General features: G+C 31.4%; 23 protein-coding genes. 14 read left to right on the top strand and 9 right to left on the bottom strand.

The annotated features are described in order from the left end of the window. The first annotated feature begins 7 nt into the window (after window positions 1-7). The 9 genes from LOS89_RS06400 (at window position 8) to hisIE (ending at window position 7963) form a co-directional block, all read left to right on the top strand. Window positions 8-508 carry a hypothetical protein gene (locus LOS89_RS06400; protein WP_231837014.1) on the top strand — a complete coding sequence of 167 codons (501 nt, stop codon included), beginning with the start codon at window positions 8-10 and terminating at the stop codon, window positions 506-508. Between the two features lie 258 nt (window positions 509-766). Next, complete coding sequence (gene hisG, locus LOS89_RS06395) at window positions 767-1624, top strand: ATP phosphoribosyltransferase (RefSeq protein ID WP_231837012.1); 858 nt, start codon at window positions 767-769, stop codon at window positions 1622-1624. Between the two features lie 28 nt (window positions 1625-1652). Then, window positions 1653-2927, top strand: coding sequence for a histidinol dehydrogenase (gene hisD, locus LOS89_RS06390; RefSeq protein WP_231837010.1), 1275 nt, complete (start codon window positions 1653-1655; stop codon window positions 2925-2927). A gap of 5 nt (window positions 2928-2932) precedes the next feature. After that, entirely contained in the window at window positions 2933-3994 is a 1062-nt protein-coding gene (gene hisC / locus LOS89_RS06385) for a histidinol-phosphate transaminase (RefSeq protein ID WP_374107732.1), read from the top strand. Further along, window positions 3966-5105 (top strand): bifunctional histidinol-phosphatase/imidazoleglycerol-phosphate dehydratase HisB, encoded by a 1140-nt coding sequence (gene hisB / locus LOS89_RS06380; RefSeq protein WP_231837009.1) that lies wholly within the window; start codon window positions 3966-3968, stop codon window positions 5103-5105. Before hisC ends, hisB begins: the two co-directional genes overlap by 29 nt. After that, complete coding sequence (gene hisH, locus LOS89_RS06375; protein WP_231837008.1) at window positions 5105-5686, top strand: imidazole glycerol phosphate synthase subunit HisH; 582 nt, start codon at window positions 5105-5107, stop codon at window positions 5684-5686. The genes hisB and hisH overlap by 1 nt, the downstream gene beginning before the upstream one ends. 30 nt (window positions 5687-5716) lie before the next feature. Beyond that, complete coding sequence (gene hisA, locus LOS89_RS06370; protein ID WP_231837007.1) at window positions 5717-6481, top strand: 1-(5-phosphoribosyl)-5-[(5-phosphoribosylamino)methylideneamino]imidazole-4-carboxamide isomerase; 765 nt, start codon at window positions 5717-5719, stop codon at window positions 6479-6481. Window positions 6482-6536: 55 nt separating this feature from the next. Continuing rightward, a complete protein-coding gene (gene hisF, locus LOS89_RS06365) occupies window positions 6537-7292 on the top strand; it encodes an imidazole glycerol phosphate synthase subunit HisF (RefSeq protein WP_231837006.1) in 756 nt (251 codons plus the stop codon). Window positions 7293-7363: 71 nt separating this feature from the next. Beyond that, entirely contained in the window at window positions 7364-7963 is a 600-nt protein-coding gene (hisIE, locus tag LOS89_RS06360) for a bifunctional phosphoribosyl-AMP cyclohydrolase/phosphoribosyl-ATP diphosphatase HisIE (RefSeq protein ID WP_231837005.1), read from the top strand. Window positions 7964-7999: 36 nt separating this feature from the next. On the opposite strand, the gene LOS89_RS06355 is transcribed toward hisIE, so the two are convergent. Continuing rightward, window positions 8000-8767: a hypothetical protein gene (locus tag LOS89_RS06355; protein WP_231837004.1), complete on the bottom strand. Its 768-nt coding sequence runs from the start codon at window positions 8765-8767 to the stop codon at window positions 8000-8002. Window positions 8768-9053: 286 nt separating this feature from the next. Between LOS89_RS06355 and LOS89_RS06350 the strand changes: the two genes are divergently transcribed. Both LOS89_RS06350 and LOS89_RS06345 read left to right on the top strand, forming a co-directional pair. Beyond that, on the top strand, window positions 9054-9443 hold the full coding sequence (locus LOS89_RS06350; protein ID WP_231837003.1) for an acyl-CoA thioesterase: 390 nt from the start codon (window positions 9054-9056) through the stop codon (window positions 9441-9443). Window positions 9444-9600: 157 nt separating this feature from the next. Then, window positions 9601-10269: a DUF2461 domain-containing protein gene (locus LOS89_RS06345; RefSeq protein ID WP_231837002.1), complete on the top strand. Its 669-nt coding sequence runs from the start codon at window positions 9601-9603 to the stop codon at window positions 10267-10269. A 66-nt stretch (window positions 10270-10335) separates the two neighbouring features. Here the strand turns inward: LOS89_RS06345 and LOS89_RS06340 are convergent, their stop codons facing one another. The 6 genes from LOS89_RS06340 to LOS89_RS06315 form a co-directional block, all read right to left on the bottom strand. Continuing rightward, complete coding sequence (locus LOS89_RS06340; protein WP_231837001.1) at window positions 10336-10722, bottom strand: glyoxalase; 387 nt, start codon at window positions 10720-10722, stop codon at window positions 10336-10338. Between the two features lie 89 nt (window positions 10723-10811). Further along, a complete protein-coding gene (locus LOS89_RS06335) occupies window positions 10812-12062 on the bottom strand; it encodes an OmpA family protein (RefSeq protein WP_231837000.1) in 1251 nt (416 codons plus the stop codon). A gap of 80 nt (window positions 12063-12142) precedes the next feature. Beyond that, a complete protein-coding gene (locus LOS89_RS06330; RefSeq protein WP_231836998.1) occupies window positions 12143-13384 on the bottom strand; it encodes a mechanosensitive ion channel family protein in 1242 nt (413 codons plus the stop codon). Next, a complete protein-coding gene (locus LOS89_RS06325) occupies window positions 13384-13662 on the bottom strand; it encodes a DUF3817 domain-containing protein (protein ID WP_231836997.1) in 279 nt (92 codons plus the stop codon). The genes LOS89_RS06330 and LOS89_RS06325 overlap by 1 nt, the downstream gene beginning before the upstream one ends. Then, window positions 13659-14267, bottom strand: coding sequence for a YqaA family protein (locus tag LOS89_RS06320; RefSeq protein WP_231836996.1), 609 nt, complete (start codon window positions 14265-14267; stop codon window positions 13659-13661). The genes LOS89_RS06325 and LOS89_RS06320 overlap by 4 nt, the downstream gene beginning before the upstream one ends. Window positions 14268-14381: 114 nt before the next feature. Continuing rightward, entirely contained in the window at window positions 14382-14750 is a 369-nt protein-coding gene (locus LOS89_RS06315) for a hypothetical protein (protein WP_231836995.1), read from the bottom strand. A gap of 189 nt (window positions 14751-14939) precedes the next feature. On the opposite strand from LOS89_RS06315, the gene LOS89_RS06310 reads away from it, so the two are divergent. The 3 genes from LOS89_RS06310 to LOS89_RS06300 are packed head-to-tail and all read left to right on the top strand — an operon-like array spanning window position 14940 to window position 17854. Continuing rightward, a complete protein-coding gene (locus LOS89_RS06310; RefSeq protein WP_231836994.1) occupies window positions 14940-16859 on the top strand; it encodes a DUF294 nucleotidyltransferase-like domain-containing protein in 1920 nt (639 codons plus the stop codon). A 1-nt stretch (window position 16860) separates the two neighbouring features. Continuing rightward, window positions 16861-17469, top strand: coding sequence for a 3'-5' exonuclease (locus LOS89_RS06305; protein WP_231836993.1), 609 nt, complete (start codon window positions 16861-16863; stop codon window positions 17467-17469). A gap of 10 nt (window positions 17470-17479) precedes the next feature. Continuing rightward, window positions 17480-17854: a hypothetical protein gene (locus LOS89_RS06300; RefSeq protein ID WP_231836992.1), complete on the top strand. Its 375-nt coding sequence runs from the start codon at window positions 17480-17482 to the stop codon at window positions 17852-17854. Between the two features lie 48 nt (window positions 17855-17902). Here the strand turns inward: LOS89_RS06300 and acs are convergent, their stop codons facing one another. Then, window positions 17903-19810 carry an acetate--CoA ligase gene (gene acs, locus LOS89_RS06295; RefSeq protein ID WP_231836991.1) on the bottom strand — a complete coding sequence of 636 codons (1908 nt, stop codon included), beginning with the start codon at window positions 19808-19810 and terminating at the stop codon, window positions 17903-17905. A gap of 123 nt (window positions 19811-19933) precedes the next feature. After that, entirely contained in the window at window positions 19934-21829 is a 1896-nt protein-coding gene (locus LOS89_RS06290; protein ID WP_231836990.1) for an acetate--CoA ligase, read from the bottom strand. Between the last annotated feature and the right edge of the window lie 26 nt (window positions 21830-21855).

Genomic DNA, 21855 nt, shown 5'->3' with positions numbered 1-21855 from the left:
TAAAACTATGAATCAAGCGCATTTACACATGGTTTTTAACCATTTTCCAATTATCGGGTTATTCTTTGGAATAGGAATTTTAGCTTATGGAATATTCAAAAAGCAAACAGTTTTAGTCAATACGGCTTATGTAATTTTTATCTTTTGTATGATTATGGCAAAAGCTACTATGATGACAGGAGAAGGAGCAGAGGAAATTGTAGAAGAATTAGGTATTTCTCACGATATAATTCACGAACACGAAGAAATTGCTGAAACGTTTATGAAAGTACTTTATGCACTAGGAATACTTTCAATTGCAGGATTGGTTACTAATTTAAAAAATCACGCAAAAGCAGCACTAATTTCTTATGTTGTGTTTGTTTTTGCAATTGGATCAGCTGTTTTGTCTAAATATGTTGGAACTTCTGGAGGCGAAATTCGTCATACAGAAATTAGAGAAAATGTTAGTGTTAACAATACTTCAGTAGAAACAGAAGAAGCTGAAACACACGACGATGATCACTAAACAAAATATAAAATTTCAAAAACATTTTGTTTATTCGAAAAATTAGTCGTTAACTTTGCAGAGTTAAATAACAACAAAAACTATGTTTTTAAATCAATTACATCATCATCATACCTCCGCTCAAGCGAAGTAATGATGCTATGTAATTAATCCATATAATCAATTAACCCGTTTGAGTACATCAAGCGGGTTTTTTGTTGGTAAGCATTTTTTAAAAAACTTCTTGGTGTACTCATTTTAAAATTAAATAAAATTAAAATGAACACGTTAAAAATTGCTATTCAAAAATCAGGTCGACTTCACGATGAAAGTATCCAAATCTTAAAAGATTGCGGAATTTCAGTGTATAATGGTAATGACCAATTAAAAGTTACCGCTTCCAATTTTCCTTTAGAAGTGTATTATTTACGTAATTCCGATATTCCACAATATTTGATTGATGGTGTAGTTGATATTGCTATTGTTGGTGATAATCTTCTAGTTGAAAAAGGGCAAAATATTCAAATTGCTGAGAAATTAGGATTTTCAAAATGCAAAGTTTCGGTAGCGGTTCCAAAGAATTTCAACTACAATTCCATTCAAGATTTAAACGGATTACGAGTAGCTACTTCTTATCCAAAAACCGTAGTAGATTATTTTTCTTCTAAAGGAATTTCCGTAGATATTCACCAAATTTCAGGCTCGGTTGAAATTGCACCAAATATCGGACTTTCTGATGCGATTGTAGATATCGTTTCCAGCGGAAGTACCTTATTTAAAAACGGTTTAAAAGAAGTCGAAGTGATTCTAAAAAGCGAAGCCGTATTAGCTGTTTCTCCTCAAATTTCGGAAGAAGCCAAACAAGTTTTATCCAAATTACAATTTAGAATCCAATCGGTTTTGCAATCAAGAAAATCAAAATATATTTTGATGAATGTACCCAATGATAAAATTTCAGAAATCAGCAAAATTCTCCCTGTTTTAAAAAGTCCAACAGTTATGCCTTTAGCAGAAGATGGTTGGAGTAGCGTACATTCTGTTATCGATGAAGATCAATTTTGGGAAGTCATAGATCAGTTAAAAGAAGCTGGAGCCGAAGGTATTTTAGTTTGTCCAATTGAAAAAATGGTCCTTTAAAAGAAAAAAGAATTTAGAATATAGAATCATGAAAAAAATATACAACCCACAACCCGAAACTTGGTCAGAAATTTGCAAAAGACCAACCCAAACTTTCTCAGACGTAGAAGAAACGGTAAAACAAATTTTCAAAGAAGTACAACAAAAAGGTGACAAAGCTATTGCAAAATATGCTTGCTTCTTTGATGGTGTAACTTTAGAAAATATTCAAGTCACACAAGAAGAAATTGAAATTGCTAAAAATGAAGTTTCAACGGAACTAAAAGAAGCAATTCAATTAGCCAAATCAAATATCGAACAATTTCACGCTGCTCAAAAAACGGATAAAATAGTTGTAGAAACAACTATCGGAGTTATGTGTTGGCAAGAAAAACGTCCGATTCAAAAAGTCGGTTTATATATTCCAGGTGGAACGGCTCCCTTGTTTTCAACGGTTTTAATGTTGGCAGTTCCAGCAAAATTAGCAGGTTGTAAAGAAATTATATTGTGTTCGCCTTCTGATAAAAATGGAAAAATTAATTCTGCAATTCTATATGCTGCTGATTTATGTGGTGTAACCAAAATTTATAAAGTAGGCGGAATTCAAGCAATTGCAGGTATGACATTCGGAACAGAAACCATTCCACAAGTCTACAAAATTTTCGGACCAGGAAATCAATTTGTAACGATTGCAAAACAATTTGCTTCTCAAAATGGAGTTGCAATTGATATGCCAGCAGGCCCAAGTGAATTATTAGTTTACGCTGATGAAACGGCAATTCCAAGTTTCGTAGCTTCCGATTTATTAAGTCAAGCTGAACACGGAAAAGACAGCCAAGTGATTTTGGTTACTACCAATAAAAACATTTTAAACGATGTGGAAGAAGAAATTTATAAACAATTGAAAGTTCTTCCAAGACAAGAAATCGCGCAAGTGGCTATTAATAATTCCAAATTAATCTTTGTTGAAACCGAAAAAACGGCTTTATCATTAATTAATGAGTACGGACCAGAACATTTTATTGTATGTTCTAAAAACGAAGATTATTTCGTTGACGGAATTCAAAATGCAGGTTCGATTTTTATTGGAAATTATACTCCAGAAAGCGCTGGCGATTATGCTTCTGGAACCAATCACACATTGCCTACAAACGGTTATTCTAAAAGCTATAGTGGTGTAAATTTAGATAGTTTCTTGAAAGCAATGACCTTTCAAAAAATATCAAATGAAGGAATTCAAAACATCGGAAAAGCAATAGAAATCATGGCAGAAGCCGAAGGTTTACAAGCTCACAAAAATGCTGTTTCATTAAGACTAAAATAAAATTTATGAATTTAGAAAATATAATCAGAGAAAACGTTAAAAAACTGAGTCCATATTCTTCAGCACGCGATGAATTTGAACAGTTTAAAAAGCCAATGGTCTATTTAGATGCTAATGAAAATCCGTTTACTAACGGTATGAATCGTTATCCAGATCCACAACAAAAAGAGCTAAAAGCCATTATTGGAGATAAAAACAATGTTTCAAAAGAAAATATTTTACTTGGTAATGGGAGCGATGAAGTTTTAGATTTGATTTTTAGAGCCTTTTGTGAACCGAATCGCGATAATATCATCACATTACCACCAACATATGGAATGTACGGAGTTTTAGCGAACATCAATGCTATTGAAAATCGTGAAGTATTGCTAAATGAGGAATTTCAACCGAATGTTGAAGCCATTCTAAATGCTGTGGATAACAATACTAAAATCATCTTTTTGTGTTCACCAAACAACCCAACAGGAAATTCTTTTACAGATGCATCAGTAATCAAAATTTTAAATCAATTTAAAGGATTAGTGGTAATTGATGAAGCGTATATTGATTTTTCAAAAGAGGAAAGTTGGTTAAGTGTTTTGAAAGATTTTCCTAATTTGATTATCACCCAAACTTTATCAAAAGCTTATGCAATGGCAGGATTACGAATCGGAATTTTGTATGCATCTAGAGAAATTATTGCAGTTTTGAATAAAATTAAGCCACCTTACAACATTAACGGTTTGTCACAAGAAACTGCTGTCAAAAAATTGTTGCAAAGTACGATGCCAACGCAAGTTAGAAAAATATTGGTGGAGCGAAATAAACTCATCGAAGCACTTTCAAAATGCGAATTTGTTGAAAAAATATATCCATCGGATGCTAATTTTATTTTGATTAAAGTCGATGATGCGAATTTTAGATACCAACAATTTATCGAAAATGGAGTAGTGGTTCGCAACAGAAGTAATCAACCTTTATGCGAAAATTGCTTACGAATTAGTATTGGAACCAAAGAAGAAACCGAGCAAGTTATCGAATTATTAAAAACTTTCAACAATGCCGAAAAGAGTATTATTTATAGATAGAGATGGAACTTTGGTCGTAGAACCAGAAAATTATCAATTGGATTGTTTAACCAAATTGGAATTCTATCCAAAAGTATTTCAATATATGAGTAAAATCGCCAAAGAATTGGATTTTGAATTGGCTATCGTAACTAATCAAGATGGATTAGGAACGGATAGTTTTCCGGAAGACACTTTTTGGCCAACACAAAATTTCATCCTGAAAGCATTTGAAAATGAAGGCATAAAATTTGACGAAATTTTTATCGACAGAAGTTTTCCAGAAGATAACGCGCCAACCAGAAAGCCTAGAACAGGAATGTTAACCAAGTATTTGAACAATCCGGAATACGATTTGGAGAATTCTTATGTAATTGGCGATAGAATTACCGATGTTGAATTGGCTAAAAACTTAGGTTCGAAAGCAATTTTCATTAAAAACGAAGAGAATTTGGGAGGAAACGAAATTGCGACTTCATTGGAAGAACTCCAAAATGTAATTGCTCTACAAACCAATGATTGGCAAAAGATTTACGAGTTTCTAAAATTGAAGGAAAGAACAGCTTCGATTTCGAGAACAACAAATGAAACCGATATCGCTATCACTTTAAATTTAGACGGAACAGGAAAAAGCAACATCAACACCGGAATTTCCTTTTTCGATCACATGTTGGACCAAATTGCGCGTCACGGTCAAATAGATTTAGAAATTCAAGTCAAAGGCGATTTAGAAGTTGATGAACACCACACGATTGAAGATACTGCCATTGCATTAGGTGAAGTTTTTGCAAAAGCATTATGCAACAAATTAGGTATCGAACGCTACGGATTTTGTTTACCAATGGACGATTGTTTGGCACAAGTAGCTATTGATTTTGGCGGAAGAAATTGGTTGGTTTGGGAAGCTGAATTTAAACGTGAAATGATTGGTCAAATGCCAACCGAAATGTTTTTTCATTTCTTCAAATCGTTCACAGACGGAGCCAAAGCGAATCTAAATATCAAAGCTGAAGGCACAAACGAACACCACAAAATTGAAGCGATTTTTAAAGCCTTCGCTAAAGCAATAAAAGTAGCGGTAAAACGTGATACAGAAAAAATGATTTTACCTTCAACAAAAGGAATGTTATAATGAAAATAGCAATAATAGATTACGGAGCAGGAAATGTTCAAAGTGTTTTATTCGCTTTAGAACGACTGGGCTTTGAAGGAATTGTCACTAATGATTGGAATACCATAAAGAAAGCTGATAAAGTCATTTTTCCGGGTGTAGGCGAGGCGAGTAGTGCTATGAAAATGTTGGTTGATAGTGGATTAGATGTATTGATTCCTACCCTGAATCAACCGGTTTTAGGAATTTGTTTGGGAATGCAATTGATGTGTAAACATTCAGAAGAAGGAAATACCAACGGATTAGCAATTTTTGATGTCAATGTCGTGAAATTTTCAAATGAGGTAAAAGTCCCTCAAATGGGTTGGAATACGATTTACAATTTGAAATCGTCATTATTTGATGGAATTAAAGAAAATGAATTCATGTATTTGGTTCATAGTTTTTATGCGCCATTATCTGAAAACACGATTGCTACAACGAATTACGAACTCGAATATAGCACGGCATTGCAACGCGATAACTTCTTCGGAGTACAATTTCACCCTGAGAAAAGTGGAGTGTTTGGAGAACAAATTTTGAAAAACTTTCTTAACCTATAACCCATTACCAATTAACCAAAACCAAAAAAAATGAGAATAATCCCAGCCATAGACATCATCGAAGGAAAATGCGTTCGTCTTTCCAAAGGTGATTATGATACCAAAAAAATATACAACGAAAATCCGCTTGAAATAGCTAAATGTTTTGAAGCACACGGAATTCAGTATTTGCATTTAGTCGACTTAGACGGAGCCAAATCCAGTAGAATTGTGAACTACAAAGTATTGGAACAAATTGCTTTAAAAACGAGTTTAAAAATCGATTTTGGTGGCGGTTTAAAATCCCATGCTGATTTGAAAATTGCTTTTGAAAGTGGCGCAAATCAAATTACAGGTGGAAGTATTGCCATCAAACAACCCGAAGTTTTCAAAAGTTGGATTCAGCAATATGGAGCATATAAAATCATTCTAGGTGCTGATGCAATGAACGAAAAAATAACGATTTCAGGTTGGTTAGAAGAATCAAAAGAAGAAGTGATTCCGTTTATTCAAAATTATCAGAAAGAAGGAATACAATACGTGATTTGCACCGATATTTCAAAAGATGGTATGTTAGAAGGTCCAAGTTTTGAATTATATCAAAGAATTTTGGATTCTGATTTGTCAAATCGAGCATATCATTTCGAGCGAAGTCGAGAAGCGAGATTAAAACTTATCGCTTCAGGAGGAATTTCAACTTTCGATGAATTACCCAAGTTAGCCGAATTAGGTTGCGAAGGAACCATCATTGGAAAAGCGATTTATGAAGGTAGAATCACCTTAAAACAATTAGAAAATTATATTATTAATAAGTAAAAAGTAAAAAGTTCTTTAAGCTAATCACTATTTACTAATCACTTATCACTAAATTATGTTAACAAAAAGAATCATTCCCTGCTTAGACATCAAAAACGGTCGAACTGTAAAAGGTGTCAACTTTGTGGATTTAAAAGATGCTGGTAATCCAGTAGAATTGGCAAAGAAATACGCTGCAACCGGTGCCGATGAATTGGTTTTTTTAGACATTTCGGCAACTGAAGAGCGTAGAGCAACACTAATCGATTTGGTTCGAAAAGTAGCAGCTGCAATAAATATTCCCTTTACCGTTGGAGGTGGTATTTCTTCCATTGCTGATGTTGATGTTTTACTTCGTAATGGCGCGGATAAAATTTCGATTAATTCTTCAGCCGTTAAAAATCCGAATTTGATAAACGAAATTGCAGCAAAATATGGAAGTCAGTGCGTTGTTGTTGCTATTGATGCGAAACAAATTGATGGAGATTGGATAGTTCATTTAGTTGGCGGAAAAGTTCCTACGGAATTGAATTTATTCGATTGGGTAAAAGAAGTCGAGCAACGTGGCGCTGGCGAAATTTTGTTCACTTCCATGAATAACGATGGAACAAAAAACGGATTCGCTAATGAAGCTTTAGCCAAGTTATCCGAAATCGTAAATATACCCATCATAGCTTCTGGTGGTGCGGGAACTATGGAACATTTTGCTGAAACTTTTATTAATGGAAAAGCCGATGCCGCCTTAGCAGCTAGTGTTTTTCATTATCAAGAAATCGAAATTCCAGAATTAAAACAGTATTTAAAGAATCAAAAAATAACAGTCAGATTATAAAATTCAATACATAGGCCACATAGAAATAATTAAGAAAACTATGTGACTATGTGTTTCAAAAAATAAAAATCATGAAAGTAAATTTTAATAAAACCCCAGACAGCCTAATTCCAGCCATTATTCAAGACAACGAAACTAAAAATGTTTTGATGCTTGGATATATGAATCAAGAAGCATTAGATAAAACATTAGCTACTAACAAAGTGACTTTTTTTAGTCGTACAAAAAATCGATTATGGACAAAAGGTGAGGAGAGTGGTAACTTTTTAGAACTAATTTCGATTAAAGAAGATTGTGACAATGATACTCTTTTAGTGAAAGTAAAACCAGTTGGCCCAACATGTCACACGGGTTCTGATACTTGTTGGAACGAAAATAATAAACAAGATTATGGTTTCCTAACTAAATTAGAAAACACAATTAAAGAACGAAAAGAAAGCGCAACGGCTGAAAAAAGTTATGTAGCTTCTTTGTTTGAAAAAGGAATTAATAAAATTGCACAAAAAGTTGGCGAAGAAGCTGTTGAAGTGGTTATTGAAGCAAAAGATAACAACAACGACTTATTTTTAAATGAAAGTGCCGATTTATTATTTCACTATTTGATTTTGTTGCAAGCAAAAGGTTTTCAATTGAATGATGCTGTGAAGGTTTTGAAGGGAAGGGAGAAGTAAAGTAAAAGTTCTAAATAAAATATTATTTTTTATGTTTTAAATATCATTAAGAACAGAACTTCTTTTTTCTGAATTAACTCTTTCATTTTTCAAAGCATCATTCTTTATTGCTTCCTCTTGTTTAATTTCTTCTTCGTAGTCTTCTTTTGATTTATAAATAATTTTTATTAAGACTGATGAATTAATACTAACGGTTCTAAGTTTTGAATTTGAAATTAAGTATTTAGACTCTTTACCAAAACCCATTAGGCCTTCATTCCCTTTAGTGGTTAATTTGTATTCTCTAATTTCTTTACTGTTTTCCAATGAATAACTATAAGTATCATAAACTGATTTTATTATTTCTTGGTCAAAAACAATAACTATATCATCTTTAAAAACTATTAATGGGGTATTTGGAAGCATACCCTGTGAAAAATTATTCTCTACTTTTAATTTAATCGTTTTGCCTTTAGGTAGAAAATTGTTTTTATCATAAAATGCATCTGGTAAATTTACAATTTCATTTTTATCATTTTGATACAACATTACTGGAAAATAATCTGGATTATTTTCAATATATTCATAGTCAGTATAATTTTTTCTTTTTAAATCAGGAAGATTATATTTTTCTTTATAGAGAGGATAAATACATTCTGCATTAATTAATTTTATTTCTTTTAGCTTTTCTTTATAAAAAATAGGCTCTAATTCTATTTTACAATCAGCACTGACCCTATAATATAAATTGATTAAATTATCATTTTCTAAAACTTTGTCTTTTACTAAAACATTCACAACTCTATCAAAATCTTCTTGCGTCATATTTTTCCAAAATTTCAGAAATAGTTTAGGTTTATTCTCTAAATTATTTCTGAAATTTTTATCAGAATCAGCAGTAATATTTTTTCTATTTTCAATATTGTGATTTTTATCTTGACAACTTATTTGGAAATAGCAAAATAAAAACAATATTAAAATCTTTAAATTAAAATTTCTCATTTTCATAGTTGTCTTTTTAAAATTTTCTAATTAATTCGTAACAATATATTTAAACAAATATATCCAAATTTCTCCAAAAATTCTTACCTTTAAAAATAAAAAGATAAACATGAGATTTCATACAAGAAAATGGGTAAAGCCCGAAGATTTGAATGCTAACGGAACTTTATTTGGTGGAAAAATGTTGGCTTGGATAGACGAAGAAGCGGCTTTGTATTCGATTGTTCAATTAGAAAATTCGCGTGTAGTAACCAAATACATGAGTGAAATTAATTTTATGAATTCTGCTAATCAAGGTGATATTGTTGAAATAGGAATTGACGTAGTGAAATTTGGTAAAACATCATTGGTTCTAAAAAGTGAAGTTCGCAATATGATGACAAGAGAAACTATTATTTCTATTGAAAATATTACAATGGTAAATTTAGGTCCAGATGGAAAACCAGCGCCTCATGGCAAAACCCAAATTGAATTTGTAAAAGATCGTTTGAATAAATAATTACTATTGAAACACATAGACACATAGATAATAATTTTATTTCTCTGTGTTTTAAGCATTATATTTTCACATGGCGCTTTGTTTGGCTATGTCAAGTATAACATCTAACTAAAAGTTATTAAAACTATATGTCTATGTGTTAAAAAAAAATAATCGTATGCTACAAAAATCAAGTTTAGAATTTTTAAATCAACTTAAGGAAAATAATAACCGCGACTGGTTTGCTGAACATAAAAAAGCCTTTGAAGCTGAACAAAAACTAGCAAAATCGTTTTTCACATCAGTAGGGGAGCAACTGGGAAAAGTGGATAGCATCGAACGCATGCAGATTTACAGAATTTATCGTGATGTGCGTTTTTCTAAAGATAAATCGCCGTATAAAAATCATTTTAGCGTAAGTTTTGCTAGAACTAAACCATTATTGCGAGGTGGTTATTATTTGCATATTGAACCTGGAGGAAGTTTTGTAGGCGGTGGTTTTTGGGAACCAAATGCTGCCGATTTACAGCGCATTAGAAAAGAATTTGAAATGGATGATGAAGAAGTAAGAACTATAGTTGCTGATGCTACTTTTAAAAAATATTTTGGCGAACTTAAAGGTGAAGAATTAAAAACAGCTCCTAAAGGATTTGATAAAACACATCCAGCAATAGATTTGATTCGTAAAAAACAATATTTAGTAACCCGAAGTTTTACAGACAAAGAAGTATTGGCTCCTAATTTTCAAGAAGAAGTTTTAAAAACGTTTCAAGCTATGCGACCATTTTTTGATTACATGAGCGATGTTTTGAGCACCGATTTAAATGGTGAATCTTTATATAATTAGCCAATTTTTCAATGTGCCGATGTGTCAATTCTTTTCTCCTCATTGACACATTGACTAATTGTCACATTAAATTATCTGAATTTGGTTTTTTAAACGTTCAATCAATAAATTCATCATGCGTTTGTTTAAGTTAGATGAATTTAGAATGTACTCTTTGTATTCAGTAACAGTAAACATTCCTATTACGATTCCTTTTAATGAATTTCTGAATTTGATATCACGCTGGATAGCATTTTCAATGTAATTCATTTTCTTTTCTGGAGAAAGTGTAAAGAAAACGCCTTTTTGTTTTACCGCATAATTTCTAAATACTTCAATAAATAATTCATTTTGAAATTTTAGAATAGGACGTAAGGTTTGGTTTTGGAATTTTTCTTCAATACTCGATTGTTCTGTAATAACTCCAATACTTGCACCTCTAATTTCTAACAGAGATTCGTCTTTCGTTTTCATAGTTGCGTGAATTAGTTGTATTAAAGTTAAAAAAAATAACCCCCTAAAATTAGGAGGTTATTTATAAGTTATTAAGAATCAGTTGTTAATTACTTTAATTTGAAAATTACTTTTCTAACAAGTCTTCTTGCGTCTGCTGATGATGCATCTACTGATGTATCTTCACCTTGACCTTTAACTGATAATCTTGAAGCATTGATTCCTGCTTTTGTAATGACATCTTTTACAAAGTTTGCTCTTGTAGCAGAAAGTGTATTGTTGTATTCTGAATTTCCAATTTCATCAGCAAATCCTAAAATCTCAACACTTGAATTTGGATTTGATTTTAAATACTGAGTTACAAAGTTAATTGCACTATATGAATCTGCAGTTGGTTTAGTTGAATTGAAATCGAAGAAAACAGTTATATAACCACCGTTAATCATATCTTCAATTGAATGTCCTTCAGAACCTGAAGATTTAGTTTTGCTGTCTACATAAGCTTCCACTTTATCATCAACACCATTTTTGTTAGCATCAACAGTTCTTCCTTTAGTGTCTACTATAGCATTTGGAGCAGAGCTTTTCTCTTCATCTAAATAATCAGCAACACCGTCTTTGTCTGTATCAATTAATTTAGTTTCTAATTCAGCAACTCTTCTTTCTAATTCATCTAATCTTGGGTTTGAAGTATCCCAGTCAGCATGTTTAGCATGTTTTCCTAAATAAATAGATAAACCAATAGATGCATTATAAATAGTACTGTTGAAACCTCTGTCTTCTTTAACTGCTGGGTCTTCAATACCATCAAAAGTATATTGTTGATTTATGTTATTAATCATAGAAAAATCAGCATTCAAAGCAACTCTATTACATAATTTGAATTGTGCCGTTAATCCTAAGATAAAGTTAGTCATATCATCATTTCCATCGAATTTATCATTTGTCATAAATGAGAAACCAACACCTGAATGCGCTTGTAAATTGATTCTTTGCGTCCAATCTTCAAAACTTAAGATTCTACCTAAATTTACAACACCTTGTAAACTAGTTCTATAATATTTTCCTTCGAATGCAAAACTTTCTGATTTATTTTTGAAAGAATCTAATCCGAAATCTAATTTTAAACCAAATTTATTATTAAACATGTAACGAACTCCTAAATCTCCATGGATGAAGTTAGTATTACTTGAATAATAATTTGTTGAAAAAGGAGCAGTAGGTTTGCTTAATCCTGCATTTACATCAACCGACCATTTATTAAATCCTTCAGATAAAGTTTCTTTTTGAATTTTTTCGTCTTGAGCGTTAATTTCACTAAATGTTAATAGTAAAGCAGATAATAAAATAATTTTCTTCATTTTTTAAATAGATTTTGGGCAAAAATAGTCTTTTATAAATTATTTCCCAATTTATGTAAGATAAGTTTGTATAAAGTATTTTATTTTAAGTCTTTAGAAGAAGAAATCGTTTCAAAAATTTCTAAATCAAAATGAGAAACAGAAGCCATAATATGATCAAAAATATCCGCCATAATATGTTCGTAGTTTACCCAAGTTTTATCTTTTGAAAAACAATAAATTTCTAAAGGAATCCCATTTTCAGTAGGTTGCAAATGTCTAATCATCAAATGCATGTCTTTATTGATTCCAGGATGAGATAAAATATATTGATTGATGTATTTTCTAAACAATCCCAAATTGGTTAAATTTCTACCATTTATAATGACTGATTTATCTACATTATTACTTATATTGTATTTGTTGATATCAGCCTGACGATGATCGATATAAGACGATAAATGTTGAATTTTTCTGAAAGTATTCAATTCATCATCATTTATAAAACGTACAGAACTTGCTTTGATTAAAATGTAACGTTTGATTCTTCTTCCATCAGAATCTAACATTCCTCGCCAGTTTTTAAAACTATCCGAAATTAAACTATAAGTCGGAATTGTAGTGGTTGTATTATCAAAGTTTCTAACTTTTACTGTAGCGAGGTTAATTTCTATAACATCACCATCGGCACCAAATTTCTCCATAGTAATCCAATCGCCGATACGAACCATATCGTTTACCGAAACAGAAATACTAGCAACAAAACCTAAAATGGTATCTCTAAAAATTAAGATGATAACAGCCGAAATAGATCCGAAAGTTGTTAATAAAGTAGTTTTACTAACATCAAATAGAATTAAAACGAAAGAAACTATTCCGAAAAGCCATAAAAACAACATAATTACCTGAATGTAACTGTCGATTGGCTTATCGCTAAAACGAGGTTTTTGTTTTAAATAATCTCTTAACGAATTGAAAATACTTCGGGTAATCCAAAGTGATAATATTATAATGTAGATTTTAATTCCTTTTTCAAAAAGGTATTCCCAATAAGTAAAATTCTTTAATATTACTGGAACCGTTTTATAAATGAATAATAAAGGAACTAAATGTGCTAAATATTTTGCCGTTTTATTAGCTACTAAAAAATCATCAAAAGACGATTTTGTTCGAGCAGCAACAATTGCTAAGAAAATAATGAATATCTTTTTAAAAAGATAATCTAATATATAGGCTACAACAATAAGTACGACAACATTGATAGCTAAATTCAGATAAGAAGATACTACATCACTAAAGTCGAGACTTTTAAAAACATCATATGCCCAATTGAACATTTTCATTAAGCTTTCTGCAAATATTTTTTCTCAATATAAAAAGTTCCAAATGGAACAATAGAAGCCAAACAAACAATCATAAACGTTTTAAGATTCCATTTTTGTTCGTTTTTTATTAAAATAGCAAAGGCAATGTATAGAATAAATAAAATTCCATGAGCCATTCCTATGTTTTTTACATAAATAGGATTATCAGCCATATATTTCATTGGCATTGCAAAAAATAATAAAGCTAATAAAGAAAGTCCTTCTAATAAAGCTATTGATCGAAATGATTTTATCATGATAAAGCAGAGTATATTACAAATCCATAAATTATAAAACGGAAGAAACGTAGTAAGGCAAACATAAAGAAATGTTTTCTAGAATAATTAATCATTCCAGCTGCCAAACAAGCAATAGCAAAAGGCAAAGGTAATAAAGCTCCAACAGCAATTAAGAAACCGCCCCATTTTTGCATATTAATAATATGTTTCGACATTTTTCCGTATAAATACTTATTAATAGAAGGAATTGCAGCAATAGCCATTCCCATAAAATAAGCAATAACACCACCTAAATACGATAAAAAAGCCAACAAAGAAAGATAGAGTAGTGGGCTTTCGGTATTTTTTGTCCAAGCAATAAAAATATCTGGTGGAATTAATCCTAAAATACTTTCAGAAGCTAAAAATATAGAGAAAATAAAGAAATCGCTGAAGTTTTGCGTTACATAAAGTAAAGCTTCATTTAAATTGATTACCTTATAATTTACATAAAAAAGAATGGCAACTATAATTGCTGTTGGCAAAATAGCACCTTTAACTCCTTGCCAAATGAAGGAATAAAAACCAGTATATTTATAGTATTGATGAAGTAATTTTACTCTCGATTTTTTAACTTTAGACATTAGATGTTAGATTTGAAACAAAATTAAATAATAAAACAACGGTAATACGTTAAGAAAAATAAAAAAAATCGGTAAAAACTTACCGATTTATATTATGTAAAATAGAATTTAAAATTAGTACGCTAAAAATGCTTTATTGTATTCTCTTAAATCTAAAACGTTGTTTTTCTTTTCTAAATCAGTAAGTAAAGACAAGAAGTAATTAAAACTTTCAACATTGTTGTCTTCAGAAATATTTGCTTCTAATTCTGCGTCTTTGCTATCAATTGGTTCATCATCAGGAATTCCAATAAAAAATCCATTATTGTTTTCTAAATGTTCGTAGGCCAAACGTAAAGCTTTCGTTACAACCGGATTATTTAATTCTAATGTAATTTCTCTAAGTTTTTTTAAATCGGTAACAATTTCAGAAACTTTAAAATTATCTTTAAATAATTCTTTCTGAATTTTCTCGATCAATTTAAGGGCTTGTCTGTTTTCCATGATATGTAAAATATAGATTGCAAAACTAAACTTTCTGATAATTTTACACAAACGTTTTGCTCAGTATTTTAACTATTTTTAAATCATATTATTTTGAATTATAATATACATTATGTAAAATAGAAAATTTAAGCATTTACTTTAATAACACAGCCAAACTTCGTATCTTCGTTTTATAATAATGAGTTTATGAAAAACCCTATCGCAGAACGTATCACCGATTTTTTAAAGCATTATCCTCCTTTTTCAAGTTTAACGTATCAAAGTTTATTGGATATTGCAAAATCGTGTCACGTTATTTATTTAGAAAAAAATCAAACTTTATTCAAAATAAACGATGCTACGCATGATTTTTTCTACGTAGTTGCTTCTGGTGCTGTTGGTTTATCTGTAACTTCTGATGCTGATGATGTTTTAATTGATAAATGTGACGAAGGCGATATTTTGGGATTGCGTCCGTTTTTTGCAAAAAATAATTATTTAATGACAGCAAAAGCTCGTGAAGAAAGTATTGTTTATGCAATTCCTATTGAAACTTTTAAGCCATTTGTAGCAGCAAATTCGGAAGTTTTAAGCTTTTTATTAGAAAGTTTTGCTTCTAATACAAGGAATCCCTACGATAAAAATCATAAAGGAAAATTAATTTCTGAAAATGTTATTTATAACGATCAAAGTGCTGAAATTCAATATTACCAACCTATAAAATATACTGCAAATCCAATTACTGCAACACCTACAGATATTGTGAAATTTGTAGCACAAACTATGTCGAGCAGTAAAATTGGTAGCATGATTATTCATGAAAACAGAAAACCAATCGGAATTGTAACAGATAAAGACTTGCGTTCTAAAATTGCAACAGGCTTATATTCTATTGATGTTACTATTGATAAAATTATGACATCGCCTGTAATTACGGTTGCCGACAATTTATCAATTGCTGAAGCTCAAATTATAATGCTTAAAAATAATGTTTCGCATTTATGTGTTACAAAAGATGGTTCTACGGATTCTGAAATTACTGGAATTATAACCGAACATGATATTGTTGTTGCCCAAGCAAACAATCCTGGAGTTCTTTTAAAACAATCCAAAAGAGCGCAAAAATCATCTGATTTAAAAGAAGTTAGAGATAAATTAACTGATTTAATTCAACATTCGTTAGATAAAAATGTACCAATCAATCATATAGGTTCGATTGTAGGCGAAATAAATTTAGCTATCACCAAAAGAGCAATTGAATTGGCAATTGAAAAAATAGGAACTCCTCCTCCAGCCCAATTTGCCTGGATGAACATTGGTAGCCAAGGAAGAAAAGAACAACTTTTATTAACCGATCAAGACAATGCTATCGTTTTTGAAGACGTTCCAGAAGATAAATACGATGCTGTAAAACAATATTTTCTTACACTTGCTGAAAAAGTAACCAAAACGTTGAATAAAGTTGGTTATGAATATTGTCCGGCTGAAATGATGGCAAGTAATCCGTTATGGTGTAAATCATTAACAGATTGGCAAAATCAATTTAAAGGATGGATTACTGCTCCTGGTGAAAAAGGAATTTTAATGTGTACTATTTTCTTTGATTACGATTTTGTTTATGGAAATGAATCTTTAGTAGATGCGATTACGAAAACTGTATACGAGGAAACTCATGATAATCAATTATTTTATGCTTATTTAGGTGCTGATGCATTAAAGAATCCACCACCACTAGGCTTTTTCCGTCAATTTTTAGTTGAAAGCGATGGTGAACACAAAGATACTTTTGATTTAAAAGGAAGAGCTTTAATGCCTTTAATAGATGCTGCTCGAATTATATCATTAAGCAAAGGAATTAAAAATACTTCTAATACCATTTCTAGATATGCAAAATTAGCCGAATTAGAGCCACAAAACGCTCCTGTTTATGAAGCTTGTGCAGATGCTTTTGCAGAATTATTAAAGTTTAGAACAGAAGAAGGTTTAAAAAACGAATCGGATGGTAGATATTTGAATTTAAGTGAGTTATCGAAGTTAGATAAAGTAAAACTTAAAAACGATTTTCAGCCGATTAACGATATTCAAGAAGTAATTAAGAACCGATTCCAATTAACTTATTTTACGTAATATGAAGTTCAATTGGTTCAAAAAAATAGTAAAAGATTATCCTAAATTTTGGGAAACGTATTTGAGTTATTTTGATGGAAATCAGAGTAAACCAAATAGATATGTAGTTTTTGATTGCGAAACTACTGGTTTGGATTATAAATCGGACCGAATTTTATCTATTGGTGCAGTTGCCATTCAAAATAACCAAATTATTGTAGGTGATTTTATGGAAGTTTTTTTACAACAAGACGTTTTTAAAGCAGAATCTGTGCCTATCCATGGGATTTTAAGAGAAGGAAAAGAAGAAAAGATTGTTGAAGCAGAAGCCGTTATTCGTTTTTTAGATTTCATAAAAGATGCTACGCTTGTTGGTCATCATGTTGATTTTGATATTGAAATGATTAATCAAGCCTTAAATCGTTTGGATGTTGGTAAACTTGAAAATCAGGCTATGGATACTGATGTTATGTATCAAAAATTGAAATATTTACCACAAGAACAACACAGTTCGCTCGATGAGTTGTGTGATATTTATAAAATAAAAAAATCGGACCGACACACCGCAAGTGGTGATGCTTTTATAACAGCTTTATTGTTTTTAAAACTTAAAAAGAAACTCGAAATTTAATTCTTTATCCATGAAAAGATTAATTAATTTAGGTTTACTATTGTCTTTTCAATTCTGTTATTTAGAATGGCCAAATAATACTTCTTTTATTTTTCAGGCTGAATATGAAATTTTTAGAAGTAAAGAACATTGGCTACAAAATTTTACGCATCCCATTATTTTAGTGGGTTTGCTATCACAAATTCTTATTCTTATTTCGATTATTTATAATGATTTTTCTCCAAAATGGAATCTTTTAGGAGTTATAGCTTTATCTCCTATTGTGCTAGTTTTTGTATTGGTTGGCTTATTAACTTTAAATGAAGACATCATTATTTCGACAGTTCCGTATCTTATTTTTTGTTATTTGTTTTTTAAAGCAAAAATAAAGAGTTTAAATCAATAAAAAAACTGCTCCATTTCTGAAGCAGTTCTAACCAATAAAACTAAAAAACTAGAGTTTGCCTTCTTTAATTTCGTCCACTATTTCAGGATTTAATAAAGTTGAAATATCTCCAAAGTTTGAGAAATCTCCTTCAGCAATCTTTCTTAATATTCTTCTCATGATTTTACCAGAACGTGTTTTTGGTAAACCATTTACAAATTGAATTTTATCTAACTTCGCAATAGGACCAATTTGATCAGAAATCAACTGATTAATTTCTTTTCTTAAATTGTCTTGATTACGAGATTCTCCTGTTTCTTTTAGAATTACATATCCATATAATGCATTTCCTTTAATATCATGAGGGAAACCTACAATTGCACTTTCTGCAACTGCTGGATGTTCGTTAATTGCATCTTCAATTGGAGCCGTTCCTAAATTGTGTCCAGAAACAATAATTACATCATCTACTCTACCAGTAATTCTGTAATATCCTACTTCATCGCGTAAAGCACCATCACCAGTGAAATATTTGCCTGGGAAAGCAGTAAAATACGTTTCTTTATAACGTTGGTGATCACCCCAAATTGTTCTTGCCATAGATGGCCAAGGGAATTTAATACACAAACTTCCTGTAACTTGATTTCCTTCAATTTCATTACGCAATTCGTCCATTAAAACAGGTTGAATTCCTGGTAATGGTAATGAAGCGTATGTTGGTTTTGTTGGTGTTACAAATGGAATTGGAGAAATCATAATACCTCCAGTTTCAGTTTGCCACCAAGTATCTACTAATGGACAACGTTTTCCACCAACATGGTCGTTGTACCAGTGCCAAGCTTCCTCGTTAATTGGCTCACCTACCGAACCAATAACTTTTAATGAACTTAAAGGGAAACGTTGTACATAATCTAAACTTTCTTTTGCTAACGCACGGATTGCTGTTGGTGCAGTGTAGAATTGTGTAACATTATGTTTTTCAATTACTTCCCAAAAACGACTAAAATCTGGATAAGAAGGAACTCCTTCGAAGATTACGGTTGTTGCACCATTTAAAAGTGGTCCGTATAAGATGTATGAATGTCCAGTAATCCAACCAATATCAGCTGTACACCAGTAAATATCGTTTTCTTCGTAATTGAATACATTTTTGAATGTATAAGCGGTGTAAACCATGTAACCAGCAGTAGAATGCACCATTCCTTTTGGTTTTCCGGTTGAACCAGAAGTGTAAAGAATGAATAAAGGATCTTCAGCATCCATAATTTCAGCCACATTGTTACCAAGAGCAGCATCCATTAAGGGTTGTAACCATAAATCTCTTCCTTCTTGCATGTTTACTTCAGTATTGGTTCTTTTAACTACTAATACTTTTTCAACAGATGGGCATTTTTCTAAAGCTTCGTCAACAATACCTTTTAAATCAATAGCTTTATTTCCACGGTAACTTCCATCTGAAGTAATTACCATTTTACATTCACTATCATTAATACGAGCAGCAACTGCAGAAGAAGAAAATCCTGCAAATACAACCGAGTGAATAGCTCCAATACGAGCACAAGCCAATACTGCAACTGCTAATTCAGGAATCATAGGTAAATAAATACAAACTCTATCACCTTTTTTAACTCCTTGATCGCGCAATACATTGGCTAATTTTGAAACTCTAGCATATAATTCGTTATATGAAATATGTTGAGCAGCTTCGCTAGGGTCATTTGGTTCAAAAATAATAGCAGTTTTATCGCCTCTTTTTGCCAAATGTCTGTCGATACAGTTTTTAGTAATATTTACTTTCGCATTCAAAAACCATTTGAATTCAGCTTCTTGCATGTCAAAATCAAAAACTTTATCCCATTTTTGATACCAAGTAAAGTTTTCATCGGCAATACGATCCCAGAATTTTCTAGGTTCTCGTACCGACTTTTTATACATTTTAAAATAATTCTCTAAGTCTTTAATTTTATAGTAACTCATTTTTTTAGCTTTATTTTTAATTGATAATGTAAAGATAGCCAATCTGTTTTAAGAAAAATACATTTTTTTGCTAAATAAGTATAGTTTAACAATTCGTTAAAAAATGTTAGCAATAGATGCTATTTATTTAAAAGTACCGATTTTGGCATATTCTAAAACATCTTTAATTTCGTCTATAATTGCTTCATCATCAATAGTTGACGGAATTTGAAAATCAGCGCCATCAGCAATACTTCGCATCATTTTACGAAGAATTTTACCTGAACGAGTTTTTGGTAAACGTTGTACCACAACTACATCTCGTAATGAAGCAACTGCTCCTATTTGATCTCGAACCAAATGAACGATTTCATGTTGTAATTGAAAATGTTCTATGTTTTCACCAGATTTAGCTACAACTAATGCTAAAGGAATTTGTCCTTTTAATTCATCATTTATTCCAATGACAGCACATTCTGCAACCGAATGATGCGACGCTACAATTTCTTCCATTTCAGCAGTAGAAAGTCTGTGTCCGGCAACATTGATAACATCATCTACTCTACCGGTAATATAAATATAATCGTCATCGTCTTTATAACCACCATCACCAGAGAAATAATAACCAGGAAATTTATTCAAATAACCAGCCTTAAAACGTTCGTTATCTTTCCAAAGATCCATTAAAGTCCCAGGAGGCAATGGCAATTTGATTACAACATAACCTTCTTCATTAGGACCTAATTCTTTTCCATTTTCATCAAAAATGCGGATATCGTATCCAGAAACCGCTTTTCCAGCTGAACCTGGTTTTATAGGTAAATACTCCACTCCCATCATGTTAGCAATCATTGGCCAACCCGATTCTGTTTGCCACCAATGGTCGATAGCTGGAATTGGAATATGTTCTCGATACCATTCTAATGTAGCAACATCACAACGTTCTCCAGCTAGAAATTGAATTCTTAAACTATTTAAATCATATTGCTTGATGAATTCGCCATTAGGATCTTCTTTTTTAATAGCACGAATAGCTGTTGGTGCGGTAAACATTACATTTACTTTGTGTTCTGCAATAACACGCCAAAAAGTACTTGCATCAGGTGTACGAATTGGTTTTCCTTCAAATACAATGGTTGTATTACGATTGATTAATGGTCCATAAACAATATAACTATGACCTACTACCCAACCCACATCGGAAGCTGCCCAAAAAACATCTCCTTCTTTTACATCATAAATATTTTGAATTGAAAATTTAAGTGAAGTTACATAACCACCTGTATCTCTAACAATTCCTTTTGGTTTTCCAGTAGTTCCAGAAGTGTATAAAATATATAAAGGATGCGTAGCATTTACAGGAACACATGGCGTTTCTTCTGAGCCATAAACTAAAGCATCATAATCAACATCGTACTTTTTAAAAGGAACTCTAGCGCCTAATTTTCTATTGAAAACAACAACTTTTTCAGGCTTATGATTGGCTAATTCGATAGCTTCATCTACTAAAGGTTTGTAAGCAATTAATCTATCAATTTCAATTCCAGATGAAGCCGTAATAATTGCTTTTGGTTCGCAATCATCAATACGAATAGCTAATTCATGAGGAGCAAAACCTCCAAAAACAACGGAATGCGTTACTCCTATTCTAGCACAAGCTAACATAGCAAAAGCAGCTTGTGGAATCATTGGCATATAAATAACTGCTATGTCGCCTTTTACAAGTCCTAAAGACAATAAACCACCAGCCAATTTAGCAACTTCAGCTTTGACTTCGTTAAATGTATACTTTTTTACAGTTTGTGTAACCGGTGAATCGTAGATGATAGCCACTTGATCTCCATATCCGTCTTGTATATGCTTGTCTACAGCCAAGTAACATGCGTTTAAATCTCCATCAGCAAACCACAATGGATAATCGTTTTGGTCTTTTGATAATATGATAGATGGTTGATTATACCATTCTAACTTTTCTGCTTGTTCTTTCCAGAATTGTTCAGAAGAAGTAATACTTTTATTATAAATATCGTAATAATTCATTTGTTTTATTTCATTAATGTGATTTA

Origin of the sequence: Flavobacterium channae, from assembly GCF_021172165.1 — a bacterium.
GTDB classification, from domain to species: Bacteria; Bacteroidota; Bacteroidia; order Flavobacteriales; family Flavobacteriaceae; genus Flavobacterium; species Flavobacterium channae.
Note: the sequence above shows the minus strand (reverse complement) of the source record. Positions and strands in the feature narration are given on the sequence as shown.

Coding starts and splice junctions, on each gene's coding strand:
- LOS89_RS06300 (WP_231836992.1), top strand. CDS start 17,480: ATGAAAAGATTAATTAATTTAGGTTTACTATTGTCTTTTCAATTCTGT.
- LOS89_RS06400 (WP_231837014.1), top strand. CDS start 8: ATGAATCAAGCGCATTTACACATGGTTTTTAACCATTTTCCAATTATC.
- LOS89_RS06305 (WP_231836993.1), top strand. CDS start 16,861: ATGAAGTTCAATTGGTTCAAAAAAATAGTAAAAGATTATCCTAAATTT.
- hisH (WP_231837008.1), top strand. CDS start 5,105: ATGAAAATAGCAATAATAGATTACGGAGCAGGAAATGTTCAAAGTGTT.
- LOS89_RS06325 (WP_231836997.1), bottom strand. CDS start 13,662: ATGATAAAATCATTTCGATCAATAGCTTTATTAGAAGGACTTTCTTTA.
- LOS89_RS06340 (WP_231837001.1), bottom strand. CDS start 10,722: ATGAAAACGAAAGACGAATCTCTGTTAGAAATTAGAGGTGCAAGTATT.
- LOS89_RS06310 (WP_231836994.1), top strand. CDS start 14,940: ATGAAAAACCCTATCGCAGAACGTATCACCGATTTTTTAAAGCATTAT.
- hisB (WP_231837009.1), top strand. CDS start 3,966: ATGCCGAAAAGAGTATTATTTATAGATAGAGATGGAACTTTGGTCGTA.
- LOS89_RS06320 (WP_231836996.1), bottom strand. CDS start 14,267: ATGTCTAAAGTTAAAAAATCGAGAGTAAAATTACTTCATCAATACTAT.
- LOS89_RS06345 (WP_231837002.1), top strand. CDS start 9,601: ATGCTACAAAAATCAAGTTTAGAATTTTTAAATCAACTTAAGGAAAAT.
- hisD (WP_231837010.1), top strand. CDS start 1,653: ATGAAAAAAATATACAACCCACAACCCGAAACTTGGTCAGAAATTTGC.
- hisC (WP_374107732.1), top strand. CDS start 2,933: ATGAATTTAGAAAATATAATCAGAGAAAACGTTAAAAAACTGAGTCCA.
- LOS89_RS06315 (WP_231836995.1), bottom strand. CDS start 14,750: ATGGAAAACAGACAAGCCCTTAAATTGATCGAGAAAATTCAGAAAGAA.
- LOS89_RS06355 (WP_231837004.1), bottom strand. CDS start 8,767: ATGACGCAAGAAGATTTTGATAGAGTTGTGAATGTTTTAGTAAAAGAC.
- LOS89_RS06290 (WP_231836990.1), bottom strand. CDS start 21,829: ATGAATTATTACGATATTTATAATAAAAGTATTACTTCTTCTGAACAA.
- LOS89_RS06335 (WP_231837000.1), bottom strand. CDS start 12,062: ATGAAGAAAATTATTTTATTATCTGCTTTACTATTAACATTTAGTGAA.
- LOS89_RS06330 (WP_231836998.1), bottom strand. CDS start 13,384: ATGAAAATGTTCAATTGGGCATATGATGTTTTTAAAAGTCTCGACTTT.
- hisG (WP_231837012.1), top strand. CDS start 767: ATGAACACGTTAAAAATTGCTATTCAAAAATCAGGTCGACTTCACGAT.
- LOS89_RS06350 (WP_231837003.1), top strand. CDS start 9,054: ATGAGATTTCATACAAGAAAATGGGTAAAGCCCGAAGATTTGAATGCT.
- hisA (WP_231837007.1), top strand. CDS start 5,717: ATGAGAATAATCCCAGCCATAGACATCATCGAAGGAAAATGCGTTCGT.
- hisF (WP_231837006.1), top strand. CDS start 6,537: ATGTTAACAAAAAGAATCATTCCCTGCTTAGACATCAAAAACGGTCGA.
- acs (WP_231836991.1), bottom strand. CDS start 19,810: ATGAGTTACTATAAAATTAAAGACTTAGAGAATTATTTTAAAATGTAT.
- hisIE (WP_231837005.1), top strand. CDS start 7,364: ATGAAAGTAAATTTTAATAAAACCCCAGACAGCCTAATTCCAGCCATT.